This is a genomic window from Nostoc sp. DedSLP04, from assembly GCF_034530775.1.
Taxonomy (GTDB): domain Bacteria; phylum Cyanobacteriota; class Cyanobacteriia; order Cyanobacteriales; family Nostocaceae; genus Nostoc.
The window spans coordinates 179,336-199,982 of record NZ_JAVRCL010000003.1; the positions used below are offsets into that span (position 1 = coordinate 179,336).

The following is a 20,647-nucleotide window of genomic DNA, read 5'->3' on the forward strand; positions in this document are numbered from 1 at the left end:
AAAAGTACTAACAGGCAAAAATCCCACAGTGACGATTTCGTGTGTTTTTTCTAACATCTACTAAGTAATGGAAGTATACTACTTGAGTAGTATTTTGTATATATTTTTTCTTTTTATTTAACAAAATTTCTATTTAGTTAAAATTTATACTAAAACAGTTTAATGGTAACAAAGCCGATCAATGCGTTCGTCAACAACAGAAAGCCTGATGTGCTGCGATCACAGGAATTATTCATTTCCTCTATTGGTTTATCTGAAAAATAGTTGCGCCAGATAAATATGGACTTACTTGTTCGTTCTTTTTTAGCTGGATGAAACTTAAGCAAGGTAAGAATTTGTAAGGGTGCAACAGCATATAGTGGGGAAACTGCTATTGTCTTAACTGTTTTTGTTCTTTATTCTACATTCAACCCCTAATAACAGTTAAAATGAATAAGAACCCACATCAATACGTAGTTACTTAATAACTAAGTTTAGGGGCAATACCAATTATGAGCATTGAAAAAGGCGATAGGGTTATAACTCCGAAGGGACAAGGCGAAGTAATTGACGCTAAAGTTTATAACGGAATACTTTCAGTCTTCGCAGATCCAGAAATTAAAGTCAAGTTAGATACTTCTGGACAAGAAAAAGATTTCCATCAAGAAGATTTAAAATTAGAAACTAAAAAACCAAGCTCAAAAGAGGCGATTGAGGCAGTAGATAAAATTAAAACACAACTTAATAAAATCCCTAATATGCCAACCAGAGAGAAAGGAGAGTTACCTAATCATCTAGAATATTTTAAGGAAGATATTCAAACTAGTAATGAACTCAAAAAACAGTTAGCACTGACAAATTTAGACTATGTAGATAAAACACTTGAAGTACTCAGAAAAACAGATTCTACAGCAAATTGTTGGAAGGAAATAGAATCTAATTTGAAGATATTACGCTGGTGGACTAGAACAAAATAACAATGTTCAAGCTGTCATCTTACGCAAAAAATACAGGTGTCACCCAATTTAACTCATTTGATTAAGTTGCCAGAATTTTTTGGTAGGCTTGGATTGTTTGCTTGGCGATCGCATCCCAGCTAAAATTTTCCAATGCATATTTTTGGGCATTTAATCCCCGTCGTTGGCGTTCTGCGGGATTTTCCAAAGCCTCTTGTAGTAACCCTACCAGTGCTTGCACATCTGTTGCGCCTACCCAACCCGACTCGCTATCACGTATCTGTTGACAAATATGTACTTGGTCAGAAATGACTACGGGTACACCTGCAACCATCGCTTCAGCTATAGCAATCCCAAAATTTTCGTAGTAGGAAGGTAAGACAAATAAATCAGCAGCTTGTAGTAAACTAACTTTGAGTTCACCAGAGACAAAGCCTGTAATTGTAGTGTGCGATCGCAATGGTGAATTTTGAATTTGGGATATTATCTTTTGTTCGTAATCTGGTTCTTGAGGATTAGTTCCAGCTAAAACAAAATGAAACTTATAACCAACCGCTAACAGCTTTTCTAGCGCCGGAATCAACAAATTTAACCCTTTTTTCGGGTCAATTCGTGACATAAACAGCACCAACGGTACATCTTTTGGTATTTCTAGCTGATTACATACATTTTTAATAGAAGATTGACGGGGAATCACACCCAAGGGAATCACCAAATCTGGTGTAGATACTCCAAATCGTTCTGATATTTTAGCTTCTTGGTCGCTGGTAAAATGAATTGCAGCCGCACTAGCTAAATTTTGACGTTCTATAATTGCGACATAAAGCTGTTTTAATTGCTTTTTCTTCTGTAAATCAGCCGGATCGAGAGTACCCAAAGGACGGAAAATATAAGGTAGCTTTTGCTGACGACACACAAGAGCAGCAGCACTAATTATTGGCGAGAATAGAGCGTGAATATGTGCTATGTCAAACTCGTGAGCGTGACGTTTTAACCAGTTTAATAAATCGAGGGAAAATTTGTAGCGACGAAACGGCGCACAACGAAAGTAAATTATTTCATAGCCATCTTGTTTAATTGGGCGATTTAAAGGGACATCTAGAGGTGTTTGACCATTATCGCCATTACTATCAGTTGTGAGAATTGTAACTTCTACTCCCTCTTTTACTAACGCTGGAGCTAATCCAAGTACCATTTGACTCGGCCCACCGTAAATTAGAGAAATTGAGGGAACAATTTGTAACACTTTCATTTTTTTGTCATTTGTCATTTTTCTTTTATCCTTCGTCATTTGTCCTTTATTATTCACTAATGACCAATGACTAATTACTAATGACTAACTCTTGATAAAATTCTAATTGCTGTTTAGCCAAAGCTTTATTTGTATATTGAATCATTGCTTTTTGATAACCAATTTCACCCAGAGTATGAGCAAAATCTGGTTTATCCATTAATTGAACTAAGCAATTAGCAAGAGCTTGAATATCACCTTCAGGAAATACTAAGCCAGCATCGCCAATTACATAGGGAATTTCCCCGGAATCAGAACCAATTACAGGAACTTGGCAAGCCATTGCTTCAATTAGCACATGACCAAATTGCTCTTTCCAGCCAGCAGAAGTTAAGGTTTTAAACTTGTAAGTTGTTTCTGAAGGTAATACTAAAGTACTCATTAAGTTGATATAACTTGCAACCTCATCATGGGGAACACTTTCTATCAAAATTAGTCGTTCTTTAATATTGTTTTCCGTCGCAATTTTCATTAATTCACTTTGCAACTCTCCTCGTCCCAATAACAGGAATTTCCAAGGTTTATTCTTCAAAGTGGCTAAAGCTTGCAAAAGTGTTAATAACCCTTTTTCTTGGACAAATCGCCCTACAAAACCTACTACACAATCCTCTTTTTCAATGCCTAACTTAGCTGCTAACTCTGGTTGAGCTTTGGGAGTAAATAAACTTTCATCTACACCCAGTTGTGGCATGACTTTAATTGCACCTGTATATCCCCGTTGCCGCAAAATTTCTGCTCCATCCTGATTGCCAGAAATAATCCCGTGGCTGTGGTTAAGGTTATATTTTTCTAATAGAGAAATTGGTAGTTTCAGTTCATAAGGAAGATTCCACCAAGTAAAAAATATATTTTTAGACTTGAGTCCTAATAGCTGATTTAAGGCAATCATTTGAGTATAAGCCAAGGCTCTAGAACCTTGTTCAACTTGGATGATTTGCGGGCGGAATTGTTTTAATAAAAATATCAAATCAGCGCCAAAAGTAAGAAGTCCCTGATGATTTTGACTAAAATTAGAAACTGGAACTATTTTAAATCTGCCTTCATCACGGTATTCAGTTTCAATAATTCTGTTTTGTACACCGCCTGGTTTCCAGCGTTTTGGGACTACAACTGTCACTTCAATGTCAGATTCTAGTTGAGATAAAGCGCGTAATTTTTCACAGTTGAGGTCTACGATATAAGTATGACTAGCAACTAAAATTCTCATTTTTCATTTATTCTTTGTTATTCACTAATGACCAATGACAAATGACTAATAACTAAACTTGTTTATCCAATCGACTGTAAATTTGACCATCGTTCCAAAGTGATTGAATGACAGTACCCAAGGCTTTGAAAAAACCCAAAATGTAGAAAATACCGCGAGTGGCAATTTTGATGGGGGAACCACTTTTATGGCAAGGTGGGCGTCCGAGAACGTGACAGTCAAATAAACGACCATATAAACGCAAAGCTTGAGTTGCAGTCAGGTTTTTCAGCCCCAGTAAAAAATGATTGTGGTAAAAGGTGAGTTGATATTTTAGCGATCGCATACTAATATCGTGACAACCCCCTGTTTCTTCGCCTAAATGCACCAAATGGGCTTCTGGGTCGTACCAAATCTTATACCCCGTCTGTCTTACCCGCAAACAAAAATCTGACTCTTCGCGCACTGCACTACCGCGAAACCTTTCATCAAACCTCAATCCATACTTGGTAAAAATTTCGCGGCGAAATGACATATTACAACCCCTCGCTGTCAGCACTTGTTGGGGTTTGATGGTATGTACTAAATCAATATGATACCAAGCAATTCCTGGGTCCATAGCTTCGGGAGGCAAATATTCAATCTCTAAATCTCCTCTAGAATCACCTAATTTCATTCTGTCAAAAACCCGACCGGCTACAGCCCCCACCTCTGGATTTTGCACATAATTTTTCGCATGGGCTGCTAACAATCCAGGGGTTAACTGAACATCATCATCAATAAACAATATTATTTCACCAGATGCCCGCCGGACAGCATAATTCCGCGCCCCTGGCAAACTTGCCCAATCTAAGCGCAACCATTTAATTTTACCTGCCTTTGCCATCTCTTCTAGGTAGGCTTGAATTTCTGGTTGGTGTTTTGGAGTTTGGTCTACAATTAAAACTTCAAAATTTGGATAATCCTGTTTTAAGACATCCACAATGCTATCGCGTAGTGCTTCTTCTCGTCCGTAGGTTGCAATAACTACAGTAACTAATGGCCAATTATTCATAAATTTTATTAAGTAATTTTACTACCTATATAATAGCCTTGTAGAAATTAATTTTCATGAAATTCAGTAAGTGGCTATTGCTTTAATTTACATACTGTATTTTCACGGATTTTGGAAAACCTCACTTTCATTCCTCTTTCTGACTACGAAATTGCTTACCCATCAATAAGTATCATCGAAAAATAAGTGTATGGCGAGAATTTCGAGGTAGGTTTGAAATACTGAGGTATTTTTGACCTCCAATCATATCTTTGGCCATTTTTATTTCATTTAAATTGTTTTTAGACGTTTTTTCTTCTTTTTTTGATCGGGGTTAGCTTCTTCCTTATCTTGTTTCTCCAGTTCTGGTAACTTAAAAAGAACTCCCGCAAAAAACCAATAATAGGCCGCGACAGGATCGACATCCAGAGGATAGTAGTAAGTGTTGGTGCTAATAAACAATATAAACACCCACAAAGCTGCTCCGGAACTACGGAAATTACGGTTCTTTATGGAGCGATAGGTTTTAAAGCCCAGAATTGTTAAACTTGTTACCAAACCCAGAAACGATAGTAATCCAAAAATTCCTACTTCATAAAGTACTTTGGGGTAGTAAGTTTCCACAAGCTTAGTTTGGCCCATCACACGGGCAGAGTTTGTTGCTCGTCCTAAGCCGCTTCCCAATGGCCCGTCTACGTTTTTCCAATTTTCTTCAAATTGCTGGATGATAAAATCTTGAGGTGGTGAAGCGTTCCAACGACTGATAAAACTCTCGGTTCTCTCTTGTACGACAGCAGGGTTACTCACCATCGCAATTCCCAGAATGAAGGCAAGTCCCACGCCTATGGGGATAAATCGTTTCAGGTTGCCAAGTTGTCCGGTAAGCAATAGCAAAATCCCGAAACAGATTGGTACTAAAGCTAAGGCGATTCTCTGCCCAGAGATTACAGCATCGATAAAGACTCCCACTATAGAAGCTAAACCGATAATCCGCCATATTGGCGAGGGGTCGGTGAAGCCGGTGGCAAAGGTAAAAAAGGTGCTAGAAATTAAAAACCATGCCCACTGCCAAGGAGCTACAAATGTCCCTGGTAGGCGAATAACCCCTTCTTCGGGACTATATACTAGCGCTCCACCAAAATAACATCGGGCTTCGAGTGTTGCTCTAAATAAGGCATCTCCTTCAAGACCTCTAGTACCCTGACATACACCAGTTAGTAGTAAAAAATATTGAATAAATCCCAGCGCGCAGCAAATCAGTGTAAGGACAATTTGGAGGCGCAATAAAAATAGAAAATCCCGCTTATCGCGAATTAGATAGTAGGCACAACCAATCAGAGGGACATAGCCTAAAAATACTTTTAGTCCCAGAATTCCCATACCTAATGGTATTTCTGGGGGTGCTTTTTCTAATAGTCCTGCACTAGGCGGGTTAAATTGCTGTCCACCATTAACAAACAACAGTGTTAGCAGACTGCAAGCCAAAACAATATAAAGTGGGATTTTAATGCCTTTGGGAATAATTATCGGTAGCCCCTGTCTACGACAAGTCTGCCAAAGTCCAATTAGCGCTGGAACGTAAAAGGCATCTTTAGCTAATTGGAGTATGGGACTATTGCCCAAGTAGTAGGTGACAGTACCTCCCACAGGTATGTAAATGATGAAGGCATATAGGGCTTGGCGTGGATATTTGTAGGAAAGGGACATGACTATTATCCCTAACACGCCAGGGACTGCTGCTTTAATTCCAGCTACGAAAAAAAGTAGAATGCCAACGAAGACACCGCCAAAAATGGCGATGGTGAGTAAGCTAGTGAGTTCTTTACGTACTTGGGCAGATTTGCGCTTCTGGGCTAACTGTTCTTTGAGACTAAGGGTAGAAGTTTCCTTTTTAGCCTGCTTTTTTGATTTTTTAGATTGCTGAGATTTTGATTTAAATTTTGGCATAGTGGCACTGTAGCCTATCAGCCTCGCAAAAGACTCCATTATATAGGACTAATATTTGATTTTAAAATACACGTAGGGGCCAGTGCGTTGCGGAGGTTCCCGATGCTTGAGTACTTGCTCTAAGCGTTGGCGCAGCCTCTGGTAGAGAAGTCATGCCTTGGCGTACCCTTACAGGGAAGCAAGCTACTGACGTGGCAAGCTTAAAATAATGTGAGTTCGACAAGCCCTCTCCGTGTCGGAGAGGGGAGCCAAAACCTTAATTTCTCGTTGCTCCTCCCTTTCCCCGTGGGAGGGAGAGGTTCATCGAACTCACGTTAAAATAATGCATTAGACGTAGGTTGGGTGGAGCGGAGCGCAACCCAACATATATCAGGATGTTGGCTTTGGCAAAGCCTCTACCCAACCTACAATTTTTTGCAACATTTTAGCCTTGCCATGCCACTACGGCACAATTTCAAGCTTTTGGTGCGTTACACTTTGCTAACACACCATATAAGACTATTTATGAGATGAGATTTTTCCAAAAACAATTTAAAATTCCGATAGTTGAAAAATCTCTCTGGATTGTTGTAATTTGTATAATCCAAATTCATCTTTCAATGATTGATTTAACAATTTCCGATTAAAAATGCTAAATCTTAATCTTGTTGAATTGTTAAAAAGATTTTCTCCTGTTTCCAAAATATAAACTGCACCTGGAAATGGTAATGATTTAATAGCTTTTGCTTTGCTCTTTAAAATATCTCTGACTTTAGCGTGATCTATATAATATTTATAGTATCCGTAGCCACGATTATATTCTGCGGTTTCTGGCAAATCATTCAAATCATATCGAATAATATTACAAGTTCCACACATTTTATAAAAATTGCTTCTCTTGATATATATGTAATCACTGCCTTCTTGATATTTATAACCTTTATTTATAAACCATCCATTAGAATCAGGGTGTTGTTGAACAAATTTGGCTAAATTTCCACTAACACAATCGTCAGCATCAACTGTCATAGTGTGAGTGGGAGAAAATTGACGAGCATACATTAATCCTTTTAAGATTTTACGCCCTTTGTCTGTGTCTCCTTTGGCTACAGGGCTAGGCTCGTTTGGAAGTGAAAAATCAACTGTAATGTATGTTATATGAGGATGAGTAAATTCTATTTTGGGCTTTTCGTTACAAACAACAATAACGTGAAAGTTAGGTGAGGTTTGATTGCAAACTGATTTAATACATCTTTCAAATAATTGTGTAACACGCTCCCAGGAATTGGAAACTTGTGCACTTTTGAGTGGGATAACAAAAACAAGCACTATATTTTATCAGAACAAACAGCTAGGAATCTCGAAGCAAATAATAACACGCTAAGACTGACGCTAAGACTAAATGTCAGTAGATCGAAAAGTTTTGTAAGTTGACGAAAGAATCAGGGTTTCAGACGAGGTTTTGATGTTGACGATCGCGAGCGATGTCTACGACGAGCTACGCCTATGCTTGTACTGCATCCTTAAACCACCAACAACGCTCGTTCCTTGAAAAGCAGACTCTAACAGGATTCCGGCAAATTGTGTTCCTAAACTCTAATTAACGGCTGGTAAGGGTTCTGGAAAACTTTTCGGTCTACTGACAGTAACAGAGGCCAATTACCCGATTTCAGGCAATTCGAGTTACTTGCTGATTCACACGAGGACGGCCAAAGCGTTCCCAAGCACTCCCTCCTCGCAAAAATAGCTCTAAAAAGCGCAATGGTTCCCCTGAATCGCCTCTTGACCAACCGGAACTACCAGGAGCAAAGGCTAAAGTTCCTTCAGATACCTTGAAACTGCCATCAGAATATACCGCATCACTAACCACATCTCCAATTCGGATTACGATCTTGCTTTGAGGCTCCAAGTTAAGCGTATGCGCCCCAATAGTTGTTTTAATGTTGCCGTAGCCATCAATCCAGGCAATGCGATCTGATGGAACATCTGGAATTTGCTCACTCTTGAGGCTATCTCCCAGAATGCTAAAATCTTCATTCATAATCGCAGCCGCAGCCGGAGGAAATACATCTCGTGAGCGAAACTGCGAACCACCACGGGAAACGTTGACCACTCGCAACTCCTTTGTATGGTCTTTGATAAAGGAGAGGGTGTAGCCTGCATTCACACCCACTACTTTTACACCATTGGATAGAAGGGCATAAGTTAGACCTTCACCTTCATTATCTCGACGAGCTTCAGGATCGTCCTGACGAGGCGCACAGTTGTGATAAATTAGGCGATCGCTAGGCCCAGGGTTAAGTCCTAGTTGGGCAATCCAGAATCCCGTTGCCAAGGTACTGAATGCTGGAACCGAAAGCAAATGAATTTGGGCATCGGGAAAAGCCATCAGCAGACGTTGTGTGACTTCTGTAAATGCCGGATCTCCTGTACCGTAGTCTGCAATGACGCAGATAAACATTCTGCTCCTCCTTTTGATGGGGTAATTTGCAATCAACCTAATTCATAATTAGTAATTATGAATTATTTCGTCATTATCTGATTACAAGGTGAAATGAAAAAATGAGTATTCATTTCACTCCTAATTAATAACGTTAAAGTCTTAGTCAACGCAATGAAAACAATTACTTCACTTTTTAGCGAAGAACGCAACCAACTCCAGATAGATATTGATAACACAATCGGCATTGAGCAAATAGTTAAACTGGTTCAAAACCGACTCGATAATCTCGAAAGAATTTACATTGAAAAGCTTAATTTGGCTCAAGTTCGTCTGGCTTCCTTTTTCTTGGATACGCTACGGCAGTCTATCGCCACTCTGGCTGCGGCTAACTATCTTCAAGTTGCTCCAACAGAACAAAGGCAAATTACTAATACAGGGACAAAGTTGTTTAGCAGCAGATTCATCCTGAAACTGCTAAAGGGACTAATTTATATAGGCATCTTAGGTTCGTTGTTTTCTTTAACTAAAACTACCCCAGGTGCTTGGATGGCTATCTTATTAACCTCTCTACTTATAGGATTAGAAATTGTACTTCAACTCGAATTAAACAACCAGCAAAATAATTCTATATCTGAAGGACTATTGGAATTACCTCAACCGATTCTCCGGGTTGATAGCAAAGTATTTCTAGATCACCTTGGCGATGCTCTCAACACTATCGACCTAGCAGTAGCTAGAGTAGGAGAATCAAATAAACATGAAGGCGACTTAGCAATAGAAGAACTGCCAGAACTATTGAATTTTCTCCAAAGACTAATGGGCGCATCCAAACTTGATAAACCTCAAATGGCTTATGAACTGGCGAAACTTCTGCCACAGATTTTAATGTCTCAGGGAATTAACGCTCAAATTTACCGATCGAATAGCGATCGCGAGTATTTTGACTTTGAGCCAAGTATCGACCCCGATACCAAAGAACACGTGACTCTAACGCCGGCTTTGTTAAAAGGCGATCGCTTGATTAGACGCGGTAGGGTAATTGAACCAGCATATTCCTCTGCTAGAGAATAATAGACAATAAGGGTATGGAAATTTTAGAAACAATCGGTTTTGATTTGGGACACGGTGAAACGGCTGTAGCGAAAGCGATCGTGGAAAGCATCGAACCTCCCCAAATGCTGGAGATAAATAACAAGAAGAACCAAATTACAGCCCTTGGTTGGCATCCCAAACTCGGTTATCTGGTCGGGGAACAAGCATTAATTCAAGCTGGCGTTACTCAACTGACAATCTCTTTCAAGCAAAAACCCAACAACGATCCCAAATATCGAGAAACAATTAGCACTTTTGTGGCAACCTACTACCGCCTTTTGAAAGAAAGCAAACAACTTGCAGGTGGGGAAAGTAGCTATTTTTACATTGGTTGCCCTTCAGGATGGACAATTAGCGATCGCACCGAATACCAAAAGCTGCTTCAAGAAGCTGGCATTCCCCAACTAAATGTTGTGCCCGAATCGCGGGCTGCTTTCATGCAAGCCAAGGAAGCCGGGAAGTTGGAGTATGACAAACTTCTGGCATCGGTGCTAATTGTCGATATTGGTTCTTCAACCACAGATTTTACTCTGGTTAAAAGTTTAGAAGAAATCCCGATAGATTTCGGGAGTAATACATTGGGAGCATCCCTAATTGACAAAGCTATTTTTGCCCGGACTCTCGCCAACCACGAACAAAAAGCATTACTGGAAAAAGTATTTCAGGAATATCCCCATCACCAAGCTCGTTGTGAACTTGCTTGCCGCAAAGCTAAAGAAGATTACTTTTCTAATGAACAGCTATACAGCGATCCTGCATCCTTTGCGCGTGGGTTCGAGTCAATCAACGAACAGATTTATTTTATTCCTCAAGTGAATAAATTGATGATCGAGGAAATTTTAAATCAACCCTTACCTGAACTGGAAAATCATAGTTGGATTAAATCATTTCGCGATTCTTTAACCGAGGCAAAAGAAAAGCTGGAAAAACTTGGAATCGTGCCCAAACTTGTGCTGATGACTGGCGGTGCATCTCGAATGAAGTTCACGCATGTTCTTTGTCAGCAAATGTTTCCCGAACCAGAAACGCTGCTTCGCCCCGATCCAGAGCCAGAAAGGTGCATTGCTATGGGTTTAGCACGAGTAGGGCGATGGGATCTGCGTGCTGCTGCTTTTAAGCAAGAAGTGAACAAACTATTTACCTCGAACCAGCTTAAAGGTTTGATTGAAAGGCATATTCCAGAGTTAATCGAATCACTAACTAAGCCTTTGGCGGATGGCTTGATTGTCAACGCAGTGAAACCAAGTTTAAAAGATTGGCAAAAAAACAAAATACGGACTTTAGCCGATTTGGAAACAGCTTTGATCGGTCGGGCAGAACAGTGGCTCAAAAGCGATCGCGCCGTGCAGATAATTAATCATCAATGCGCTTCTTGGTTTAGCAATAAAATCCAACCCGATTTAGCCGCACAAACCGATCCAATCTGTCGAAAGTTCCAGATACCTAGAAGCAGCTTAAGGTTCCAGGATAGTATTGACCCAACTTTTGTTAACCCAGAATTACAAATTGGAGATGCTATCCTAGCTGAGACAGTAGCATTTATTGTCAATGTAGTAATTGGTGGAGGCGCTGTGGCTAGCATCATTACTCTCATCCTAACTGGGCATTTAACCTGGCCGATTGCACTAGTATATGGGGCTTCGTTGATGGCAGCAGGAATGGAGCTAAATCGTAAGGGTGTTCAAGAAGTAATTAAGACAAATATAGATGTACCTAGTTGGATTCGTTCTAATTTTTTGAGCGACAAAAAAATTGAGGATATATGCGATCAAATAAAGCCGGAGTTAGAGAAAGTTCTTCAAGAACAACTGACAGCAAATCAAGAAGCTTTTGACAAACTGATTGTCAAAGTTGAGCAAGGACTTCAAACAAGCCTTTCCACTAAGGTTCAATCTTGCATAATTCTGATTCAATAGTGGTGATGAGTGGCAGGAAATATAGCTTTTTAAAATTATTATGACATCGCCTATGTATTTTAAAAAAGTGGCAAGAGATAGTTAGAGTACTGGCAACGGCAAATAAATAGGAACACAACAGGAACAACTATAGCATTTCCTAATCGATGTACATCATAGCCCCCTCCTTGCTTGCGGGGAGGGGGTTGGGGGTGGGGTTCTCATACCTCACAAAAGCAGATAAACGCTATATTTCATCTAATTTTTCTACTTAACGGTGATTTCAATATGTAACCTGTTCAAAAGTCAATGATTCAAACAATAGTTGTCTTTCTCATTATTGGACTGATTATTACTGGGATTTTAGTCAATCCGATTTTAGTCAAAAGACGAAGAAACCGTCTCAAACATCGTCCTTTTCCTCCACTGTGGAATGCCATTATTGAGAATAATCTTTCCATTTATCTGTGTCTTTCTCCCGATGAACTCAGACGACTTCAGGGACATATTCAAGTATTCTTAGCAGAAAAGCAATTTATCGGCTGTAGAGGATTACAGGTGACAGAGGAAATGAAATTGACTCTTGCTGCTGTTGCTTGTTTACTTCTATTAAATGAACGGGGGCAGTACTTCCCCAGACTTCGTTCAATTTTGGTGTATCCCAACGCTTATTTTGTTCAGGAAACGAATTCCGTCGGAAAATATGTTGTTGAGGAAAGGCGTGTGGCCAGACTGGGTGAATCGTGGACAAATGACCAAGTAGTAGTGTCTTGGGAACAGGTGAAACAAGACATTAATAACTGGAGAGATGGACGTAATGTTGTGCTTCATGAATTCGCCCATCAATTAGATCAAGAAGATGGTAAAGCTGAAGGAGTTCCGATACTGCAAAACAACTCAGACTATGCTATTTGGGCGAAGGTGATGACAGAAGCATATCAGCAACTTTGCAATGATGTTCTACAAGGTGCAAAGACGGTAATGGATAGCTATGGCGCAACAAATCCCGCAGAATTTTTTGCCGTAGCGACTGAGACATTCTTTGAAAAACCGCACCAATTGTTATCAGAGTATCCGGCACTTTATGAGCAACTACAACGTTACTATCAATTAGATCCTGTGCAATGGGTGTGAAGGAAGTCGGCAAGAATAAATTACATTATGTTCAGTTAATCAACCTTCCTTCAAAATATTTTACGAATTATGAATTACCTTTGCGCAGCGTTAGAGGATGTTTGAAAAGTATTTTTCGTCACATCAAAGCCTCGGAAACCTAACCCCCCTAGCCCCCCTTCCCTACGAAGGAATGGGGGTTTCAAAGCCTCTCTCCGCTTCGGGGAGAGGTTTGGAGAGGGGTTTCTAGTGTATACTTTACGACTTTTCAAACATCCTCTTAGCGACGCAGGAGCGTCATTACGCATTACGAATTATTTTAACTAGGAGTTTTTCATCGCCAGAATCTTCAAAGCGACTGCTTCAGGGACAGGCATCACCGATAATCGATTTCCTTGTTTCACCAACATAAACTCTTCGGCGCTAAACTTCTCTTTGAGTATTGATAGCAAGATGGGGTTAGAAAAAGCCTCAACAAATTCCACTACAACTGTTTGCCAGCGAGGTGATTCGGAACTTGATTTCGGGTCGTAGTATTGACTTTCTGGTTCAAACTGGGTCGGGTCAGCAATATCTTTTTTCACTACACGCATTAACCCAGCAATACCGGGAGGATTAGTGCCGGAGTGATAAAAAAAAGCTAAGTCTCCTTCATCCATAAGGCGCAAAAAGTTGCGAGCTTGATAATTGCGAACGCCGTCCCAGATAGTCTGTTTCTGCTGTTGAAGGTCAGCAATGCTATAGGCTTCTGGTTCTGATTTCATTAGCCAATAATTCATCTACAGAAATTATGTATATACAAAAGTATTTTAATTTTGAGCAGGTAAGTAAGTTCGTAGTAAGGACTTTAGTCCTTATTTTCTAAGCACTAAAGTGCTTACTACAAACTCTCTTATACTAGTGAATATTTGACTTAACTGCGGGAAGCTATGACAGCATAAAATGGATCTCCTCCAGCTGCACCCAACCACTGTAAGATATTCGGTAATGTTGATTTATGAACTATAACTTCTGCGGTTGTAAATCCTGGAACTGAGGCAAAATAAGCTTTGACTAATTCTACTCGCTGCGCCTCTGAAGCCTCCCGCCAAGCTTGAATCGCCTTTTCAAAAAACATTCGGTTAGAAAAGCTGATAATTGCAACACCGCCGGGTTTCAAGATGCGGTAAATCTCGGAAAATACTGCTTCTGGATATTGCATATATTGCACAGATACGCAATTGAGAACAGCATCAAAATTTTCATCTGGTAAAGGTAGCTGCGGATTTTCATTAAGATTTTGCACAAAGTAATGATTTAAGCGGGGATTTCGTGCTAATTCCTCAGCGTTGAGTCCGTGTCCTTCCACATGGTCAAACTGCATCTCTTCTGGTAGATGAGACACCCAACTGCTCATCATATCAAAAATGCGGGTGTTGGGTTTGAGGCGATCGCGGTATAAATCCGTTAGCTGTTGAATAAATCCTTCATCGACATGGGTAACGAAGCGAGGATAGGCGTAGAACAGTTTATCGTCTGTGTCATCTAATTTCAGGCGCTGATTCGGTCTTAACTGCATAAATCTCTGTTTTGGAGTACTGTTTCCGAAATTTGCGGCAATTTCAGATACTTTTTCACAAACACTATGTAACATATTTTAATAACAGCAGGATACCTAAATAGCAGCATTCAATTTTTATCAATTTAATGTTATATAAACTACACTTCTTACAGCATATTTGGCGACAAATCCGCCTAATCGCATCATTGCCCTATTTTAGTTTGTTAGTTTGGATACTGCCCTTATTACTATTTACTTCTGGACATAATAGCCTGATGGCACATGATGAAGCGCTTTACGCATCACGTGCGCGTCTGATGTTTGATTCTGGTAATTGGATAGCTCCTTGGGAAACAGCACATCATAAAACTCCTGGCCCTTATTGGTTAATTGCCAGTTTCTACAAGCTGTTTGGTATCAGTGATACTAGTGCGCGTCTTCCTAGTATGATTGCTGGCATTTTTAGCTTGTGGCTGGTGTATGAAATTGGCAAAATTATGCTAGGCAAAAAATTAGGTTGGCTAGCTGCTGCAATTTTAAGTGTGGAATTTCTCTGGCTACAATACTCTCGCTTAAGTACACCTGATGTACCGATGGTTCTCTTGGTGCTTTTAGCTATTTTGTCTTTAATAAAAACGGAATTACATCCCAAATATCGCTACTGGTGGAGTTTTCTAGCTGGTTTAAGTTTAGGTTTAGGCTTCTTAGTTAGAAGCTTTATGATTTTCTTGCCAATTATAGCTTTATTACCTTATTTAATTTGGGAAAATCGCCGTCATCGTCATCTTACTAACCCAATTTTATATTTAGGTTTTTTCGTAGGTTTAATACCTAGCTGTATTTGGCTGTGGTTAAGCTGGCTACACTATGGAAATAATAGTTTTGAGGAGTTAATCAAGTTTGTTGTACAACTAAGTTCTGAAGAGCGGGAGTCTAATGGGCTACTATTCTATGTCTGGAATATTCCTGTAAAAGCATTTCCTTGGGCTTTTTTCGGACTTTTAGGTTTGTTTTTAACTCTCCGTCGTCCTATTCCTTGTTACCAGTTAATATTAGTTGGTTTTCCACTTGTTTTATTTGTAGAAATTAGTATTTTTAGCACTCGTCTATCTCACTATAGTCTTTGCCTTTATCCGTTCATCGCTTTGTTTGCATCTGTGGGTTTAAGTTGGTTAGGCAATATTTACCAGACAGGAATTCCCCCACACTTCCCTCTTCAAAAAAGTAAAAAAAAGATATTGAACCTTTTTGCAAAGAAGAATCTTCCCCGAAACCTCAGTTATGGCTTGGGTGGATTAGGTGTTTTACTTGTTATAGCGAGTATTGGCATTTTCAAATGGGGTAGTTCTGATATCCGCAAGTATGCAAGTATTGGCTTGGCTATGGGCTTGGGTTGGTTAATTTTACCTGTGGTGTGGATTGCTCGTTACCACTTTGACAAAAAGTTTCTCACAGCGCGTTATTGGATTGCAGGTTGGTTAATTCCCTGTTGGCTGGCCTTGGCGGCGATAGGTAGCATAGGTCTCTTAAGTAATTATAACTCTGGTTTAAAAACTTTTTTACAACAAAGTGCGATCGCTTCAATTCTCCAATCTCATCCTACGTACTATGTGGAGATGGACGCTAAAACAAAAGTACTGCTTAATTTCTATCTTCCTACTCGCCCTCAACCAGTAGTCTCTATTTCCCAAGTACCAGCTTTGAGCTATGCTTGGATTTATGCTAACCAGTCTTCTCAATTATCTCGACCTCACCGCATTATCGGCGCTGTCAAAGAGTACCAGTTAATTCAAGTTCTTCCATAAGACATTATATTCAAGTCTTTGCTACTGCTTTGATACATTCTGTTTTCAGAAGAACTAAATTATCAGTCTCAATAACTGCACAAGAGTTAATTAATGTTGCTAAAACAGGTAGAGCCTTCTGTAAATTTGCGTTCGCTTGTTGTGCCGCTGGCTGATATTGTTGTAGCCAAGTGTTTTTAGTTATATATTCTGGAAGGAATGCAGAACGTTCTAATAACCAAAAAGTTACGTGGTATTTTTGAATAAAGTCTTTAATCTGATTAATATCATCAGTATATTGGGCATTAATTAGGTCAATCATCCGCTGGCGAAATTGAGCGTAATATTTTGTATGGATCGGTAATGCATATTCTTTACCCACCAAAATTGTTCTTTGAGCAAAGATGGGTATGTTATCTGCTTCTTGGGAAGTAGAAGCTATGACAATATTTTGCGGTTGCTTTTGCAAAAAATTATATAATGTTGGGGCTTGACCTGCTAAATAAGGGGTTTTGGGAAAAACTTTTAAGCTACTAGGGTACAAAATGAGTCCTGCACCAAGGATCGTAATAGTCCCCAAGATTAAAATTTGTCTGCCATTTTGTCTCGACCATCGCAATGTAGCATCTAAAATTAAGGTAATAGAGATTGCTGCTGCAAGAGCAAGTACTACCTTAAAAGTATGATGGGTGTATCGGCTAGGCCAGTGCAATTTAAAAGCTAAGGCATGGGCAGTAAAAAACATGATTAAACTAGCTATTACTACCTGTAGTAATAGTTTGACTTCATCCTTTACTTGTTTGGTTAGGAGAAAGTGATACTGGAATTTCAGGATAATTGGTAATAATAAACCAAATAATAGTTGAGGAGGTGCAATTAAAGCAAAAAAACCGCTATCTCTACCATCAAACCAATAACTAATAATATTATGAGTAAAATACCTGAATCTTCCTCCATCCCAGTACTCTGGCATAGTTCTCGCAACAGCAGCAGTAATTGTCGGGCCAAATTGTGATGATTGAATAGTATAAGGTAAAATTAGGATGCCAGCAGTTATAGTGGCTGCTACAAATAAAATAAAATCTTTTCGATTATGAGAAATAGTTATCTGCCCATTATGCCAGCGAAATAGTCTCAAAAGTAAAATTAATAAATTGATAAAACCTATGATAGGGTATATTAAACATTGAAGCGCAAATACAATTAATATACCAAATACTGAAGAGCGTATTAAATAATATATAAAAGCTAAAACCAGGGGATAAATAAAATCTCTAGGTGTAGCAGAAAATAGGTCATCATGAAGGCAAAGGCTTTGATTTAAAAGTAAAGAGGCGAGAAATCCCACCATTGGTACTGGTAATATCTCCATAGCAACTACAAAGCAATAGCTAGTTGTAATTAGTCCCAGTACTAATGGAAAAATTTTGCCAAATAAAATTGGATCTATATTTAAAGCTGCAATTATTTTATAAACAATACCATATCCAATTGGTGTCACCGACTGAAAATAATCAGCAATTAAATCCCCAGGAAATAAATCTGGGTTAAAGTAACGATAAATCCAAGAAATATATTCTCGTGCATCGTCGCTCACTATATATTTGCTGGTGAAAGCTTGTCGCAGCCCCATCAAAATATAACCAACAGCAAAAGTTAGACTGAGACTGTACCAAAAAATAACAGTCAATCTAGATTGATGTCGGCTTTTTTGAGTAATAGGTGTTGTTAAAAATTTTTGTAATAGTGAAATTAGCATTGTACGCGTCTATGTCTGAAGAAATTATGTTAATTAGGAAAATCAAAAGCTTTTTTCAATTTTTATGATTGTACAATCTTCAAGTACTGAGCGGTTATTTATAAAGTCAATAATTCTAGCAACGCTCTGTTTTTTACTCAGAACGAAAGGTCATGAAAGCCGAACTGTCTGGATTAAGCTGGGGACTGGGGACTGGGAAGAAGGAATAAAGGTGTACTGAGTTTTTTCACGCAATCAAATATGAGTCCTATATCTTCCCATTCATATCCAACAAGTAGCCTCTATTTCGCAAATACCAGTTTTGAGCTATGCTTGGATCTATGCTGACTAGTCCCCTAAATTACCTCGGTTTTACCGCATTCTTGGTACAGTAAAAGAGTACCAGTTGATTCAAGTTCTTCCCTAAGATAGATGTAAAGTAATTATTGCTAAAAGAAATTAGTTTAGTTAGAATAATAGTACGCACACTAAGTATTTTGCTAAATGGTTTCTACATCTAATCACTCCCCAACCTTAGAGTCGTGGCAGCAAAATCTGGCACCATATAATTTGGGCTACAGAATCAAATTAGTCTCGCAATTGCTGAGTCGCAAGTTTACTGAGAGGCTAGAACCCTTTGGATTGACGCCATTTCACTGGTTGGTGTTGTGCTGTCTTTGGCAAGAAGATGGTCTACCTACTTCTAGTATTGGAGACAAACTCAAACAAGTGGGAGGCACTTTAACAGGCGTACTAGATCGGATGGAAGAACGCGGTTTGGTGCGTCGCGAACGCGACACTCAAGACCGGCGCATCTGGCGAATCTGGCTCACGGATGCAGGAAAGGAACTAGAAGCTGTTTTACCGCCAATCGCCGCAGCCGTGCGTGATGAAGCAATGGATGGTATTTCCTTTGCCGATCGCGAACTGTTTTCCCAAATCTTGAATCGAGCGATCGCTAACCTGTCTTAAAGATGATTTTATAATCACCCGACCGGGGGAGGCAGTGTAAAGATATGTTTTGAGATAATATTACGCATACTAAGGAATAAGGATTTTTTTCCGGGAAAACTACGCATTCTAAATAAACGACTATTAATCAAGTTATTGAACGGGCAAACGAGGTAAGAATCATGGGTGCTAATACTTTAAACGGACGCAACGGACACAAAACCCCAACTTTAGAAAAAGAAGTGATTCCCGATTTAGAGACTTTAGAAACTGTTACTACAGAGACATCCACAACAGCAGAAGCACCTGTTGTAACTCCTGAGACGGAGAAAGAAGTTCCAGCAAAACCGAAGCGGAAAAGACCGACTGGTTTAATTTTGGCAGGATTAGGCGTAGGTGCGATCGCCGCAGGTACTTTTGGTCTTCACTACTGGCAATACGCCTCTACCCACCAGGAAACAGACAACGCCACCGTCGCGGGAAATATTCACCAAGTTAGTAGTCGCATTCCCGGAACTGTAAGTGAAGTGCTGGTGAATGACAACCAACTGGTGCAACCGGGACAATTGTTGGTGAAGTTAGATCCACGGGACTATGAAAGTAAGGTGCAACAGGCACAAGCCGCCCTCGAAAATGCTCGTGGTCAAGCGCAAGCTGCTCAAGCAAATATTGCTTTGAGTTCACAAACCACCACTGGTAAGACAACTCAAGCGCAAGGAGATGTCAGTGGTGCAGTAGCAGCAATTTCTACAGCTCAAGCAGCAGTCCAAGAAGCTCAAGCTGGGATACCAGCAGCGCAAGCTGAAGTCAGACTAGCCGAAGCAGGAATTCCTGCCGCCCAAGCGCAGGTAGCGCAAACAAATGCGAATTTGGAAAATGCCCAAGCAGATTACAATCGTTACAACCAGTTGTATCAATCAGGTGCGATCGCTCGCCAGCAGCTAGACGCATCCAAGGCCGCTTTTAACGTGGCTACAGCACAAAGGAATGCTGCTCTTCAGGGAGTACAACAAGCTCAAGCCAGGTTAGCCTCTGCGAGAGTTGGTGTTGCCAAAGCCCAGTCTCAACTAGCACAGGCGCAAGAAAATGTCACCAACGCCCAAGCTAAATTGGCAGCATCTAAGGGAGGATTGCAACAAGCTACCGCAGGCGGACAAGATACCACAGTCAAACGCAGTCAATACGAAGCGGCAAAAGCAGCGATCGCGCAATCAGAAGCATCGCTCAAAGATGCACAATTGCAACTATCCTATGTAAATGTTACCGCCCCCAGTGCTGGACGGGTAGGTAGAAAAAACGTGGAAGTTGGCAACCGCGTTGCAGCAGGAACACCATTAATGGCGATCGTGGATAACAGCTATTGGGTAGTTGCGAATTTCAAAGAAACTCAATTAGAAAAGATGCGCCCAGGAGAGCCAGTAGAGATCAAGCTAGATAGTTTCCCTCATCACACCTTTATCGGTCGTGTTGACAGTATTTCGCCAGCTTCCGGCGCTCAGTTTGCCTTATTGCCACCGGATAATGCTACAGGTAACTTTACTAAAGTTGTCCAACGTATTCCAGTAAAAGTAGTTTTCGACCAAAAGAGCATTCAAGGATATGAATCGCGGATTACTCCTGGGATGTCTGCGGAAGTTGCGGTGGAAGTCAAGTAATACCAAATCGGCTGAAAACAGATGAAAAACCTCCTTCTACCTATGACATTCTCCTACATCTAAAG

General features: G+C 40.0%; 16 protein-coding genes. 7 read left to right on the forward strand and 9 right to left on the reverse strand.

Annotated features, from left to right (window positions below):
• Window positions 1-491 precede the first annotated feature (491 nt).
• On the forward strand, window positions 492-956 hold the full coding sequence (locus RMX89_RS03065) for a hypothetical protein (protein ID WP_322687874.1): 465 nt from the start codon (window positions 492-494) through the stop codon (window positions 954-956).
• Window positions 957-1,017: 61 nt separating this feature from the next.
• On the opposite strand, the gene hpsP is transcribed toward RMX89_RS03065, so the two are convergent.
• The 6 genes from hpsP to RMX89_RS03095 form a co-directional block, all read right to left on the reverse strand.
• Window positions 1,018-2,187, reverse strand: a complete 1,170-nt coding sequence (hpsP, locus tag RMX89_RS03070) for a hormogonium polysaccharide biosynthesis glycosyltransferase HpsP (RefSeq protein ID WP_322687923.1) — start codon at window positions 2,185-2,187, stop codon at window positions 1,018-1,020.
• Between the two features lie 70 nt (window positions 2,188-2,257).
• The gene (gene hpsO, locus RMX89_RS03075) at window positions 2,258-3,433 is read right to left on the reverse strand and encodes a hormogonium polysaccharide biosynthesis glycosyltransferase HpsO (RefSeq protein WP_322687875.1); all 1,176 of its coding nucleotides are present in this window, start codon (window positions 3,431-3,433) and stop codon (window positions 2,258-2,260) included.
• A gap of 52 nt (window positions 3,434-3,485) precedes the next feature.
• Window positions 3,486-4,466, reverse strand: a complete 981-nt coding sequence (hpsN, locus tag RMX89_RS03080) for a hormogonium polysaccharide biosynthesis glycosyltransferase HpsN (RefSeq protein ID WP_322670782.1) — start codon at window positions 4,464-4,466, stop codon at window positions 3,486-3,488.
• Window positions 4,467-4,736: 270 nt separating this feature from the next.
• Window positions 4,737-6,392: a hormogonium polysaccharide biosynthesis protein HpsL gene (gene hpsL / locus RMX89_RS03085; protein ID WP_322687876.1), complete on the reverse strand. Its 1,656-nt coding sequence runs from the start codon at window positions 6,390-6,392 to the stop codon at window positions 4,737-4,739.
• 531 nt (window positions 6,393-6,923) lie between these two features.
• Window positions 6,924-7,700: a glycosyltransferase family A protein gene (locus RMX89_RS03090; RefSeq protein ID WP_322687877.1), complete on the reverse strand. Its 777-nt coding sequence runs from the start codon at window positions 7,698-7,700 to the stop codon at window positions 6,924-6,926.
• A 340-nt stretch (window positions 7,701-8,040) separates the two neighbouring features.
• Window positions 8,041-8,832 carry a hypothetical protein gene (locus RMX89_RS03095; protein WP_322670785.1) on the reverse strand — a complete coding sequence of 264 codons (792 nt, stop codon included), beginning with the start codon at window positions 8,830-8,832 and terminating at the stop codon, window positions 8,041-8,043.
• Window positions 8,833-8,985: 153 nt separating this feature from the next.
• Here RMX89_RS03095 and RMX89_RS03100 point away from each other — a divergent pair, with 153 nt between their 5' ends.
• The 3 genes from RMX89_RS03100 (at window position 8,986) to RMX89_RS03110 (ending at window position 12,935) form a co-directional block, all read left to right on the forward strand.
• The gene (locus tag RMX89_RS03100) at window positions 8,986-9,885 is read left to right on the forward strand and encodes a hypothetical protein (RefSeq protein WP_322687878.1); all 900 of its coding nucleotides are present in this window, start codon (window positions 8,986-8,988) and stop codon (window positions 9,883-9,885) included.
• A gap of 14 nt (window positions 9,886-9,899) precedes the next feature.
• Window positions 9,900-11,822, forward strand: a complete 1,923-nt coding sequence (locus RMX89_RS03105) for a plasmid segregation protein ParM (protein WP_322687879.1) — start codon at window positions 9,900-9,902, stop codon at window positions 11,820-11,822.
• A gap of 288 nt (window positions 11,823-12,110) precedes the next feature.
• Window positions 12,111-12,935, forward strand: a complete 825-nt coding sequence (locus tag RMX89_RS03110; RefSeq protein WP_322687880.1) for a M90 family metallopeptidase — start codon at window positions 12,111-12,113, stop codon at window positions 12,933-12,935.
• Between the two features lie 302 nt (window positions 12,936-13,237).
• On the opposite strand, the gene RMX89_RS03115 is transcribed toward RMX89_RS03110, so the two are convergent.
• On the reverse strand, window positions 13,238-13,693 hold the full coding sequence (locus RMX89_RS03115) for an EVE domain-containing protein (protein WP_322687881.1): 456 nt from the start codon (window positions 13,691-13,693) through the stop codon (window positions 13,238-13,240).
• 134 nt (window positions 13,694-13,827) lie between these two features.
• Complete coding sequence (locus RMX89_RS03120; RefSeq protein WP_322687882.1) at window positions 13,828-14,472, reverse strand: class I SAM-dependent methyltransferase; 645 nt, start codon at window positions 14,470-14,472, stop codon at window positions 13,828-13,830.
• A 128-nt stretch (window positions 14,473-14,600) separates the two neighbouring features.
• On the opposite strand from RMX89_RS03120, the gene RMX89_RS03125 reads away from it, so the two are divergent.
• Window positions 14,601-16,259: an ArnT family glycosyltransferase gene (locus RMX89_RS03125; RefSeq protein ID WP_322687883.1), complete on the forward strand. Its 1,659-nt coding sequence runs from the start codon at window positions 14,601-14,603 to the stop codon at window positions 16,257-16,259.
• A gap of 10 nt (window positions 16,260-16,269) precedes the next feature.
• On the opposite strand, the gene RMX89_RS03130 is transcribed toward RMX89_RS03125, so the two are convergent.
• The gene (locus RMX89_RS03130; RefSeq protein WP_322687884.1) at window positions 16,270-17,997 is read right to left on the reverse strand and encodes a hypothetical protein; all 1,728 of its coding nucleotides are present in this window, start codon (window positions 17,995-17,997) and stop codon (window positions 16,270-16,272) included.
• Between the two features lie 483 nt (window positions 17,998-18,480).
• Here RMX89_RS03130 and RMX89_RS03135 point away from each other — a divergent pair, with 483 nt between their 5' ends.
• Window positions 18,481-18,948 carry a MarR family winged helix-turn-helix transcriptional regulator gene (locus RMX89_RS03135; RefSeq protein WP_094348154.1) on the forward strand — a complete coding sequence of 156 codons (468 nt, stop codon included), beginning with the start codon at window positions 18,481-18,483 and terminating at the stop codon, window positions 18,946-18,948.
• A 161-nt stretch (window positions 18,949-19,109) separates the two neighbouring features.
• Window positions 19,110-20,582 carry an HlyD family efflux transporter periplasmic adaptor subunit gene (locus tag RMX89_RS03140; protein WP_322670793.1) on the forward strand — a complete coding sequence of 491 codons (1,473 nt, stop codon included), beginning with the start codon at window positions 19,110-19,112 and terminating at the stop codon, window positions 20,580-20,582.
• Window positions 20,583-20,647: the final 65 nt, after the last annotated feature.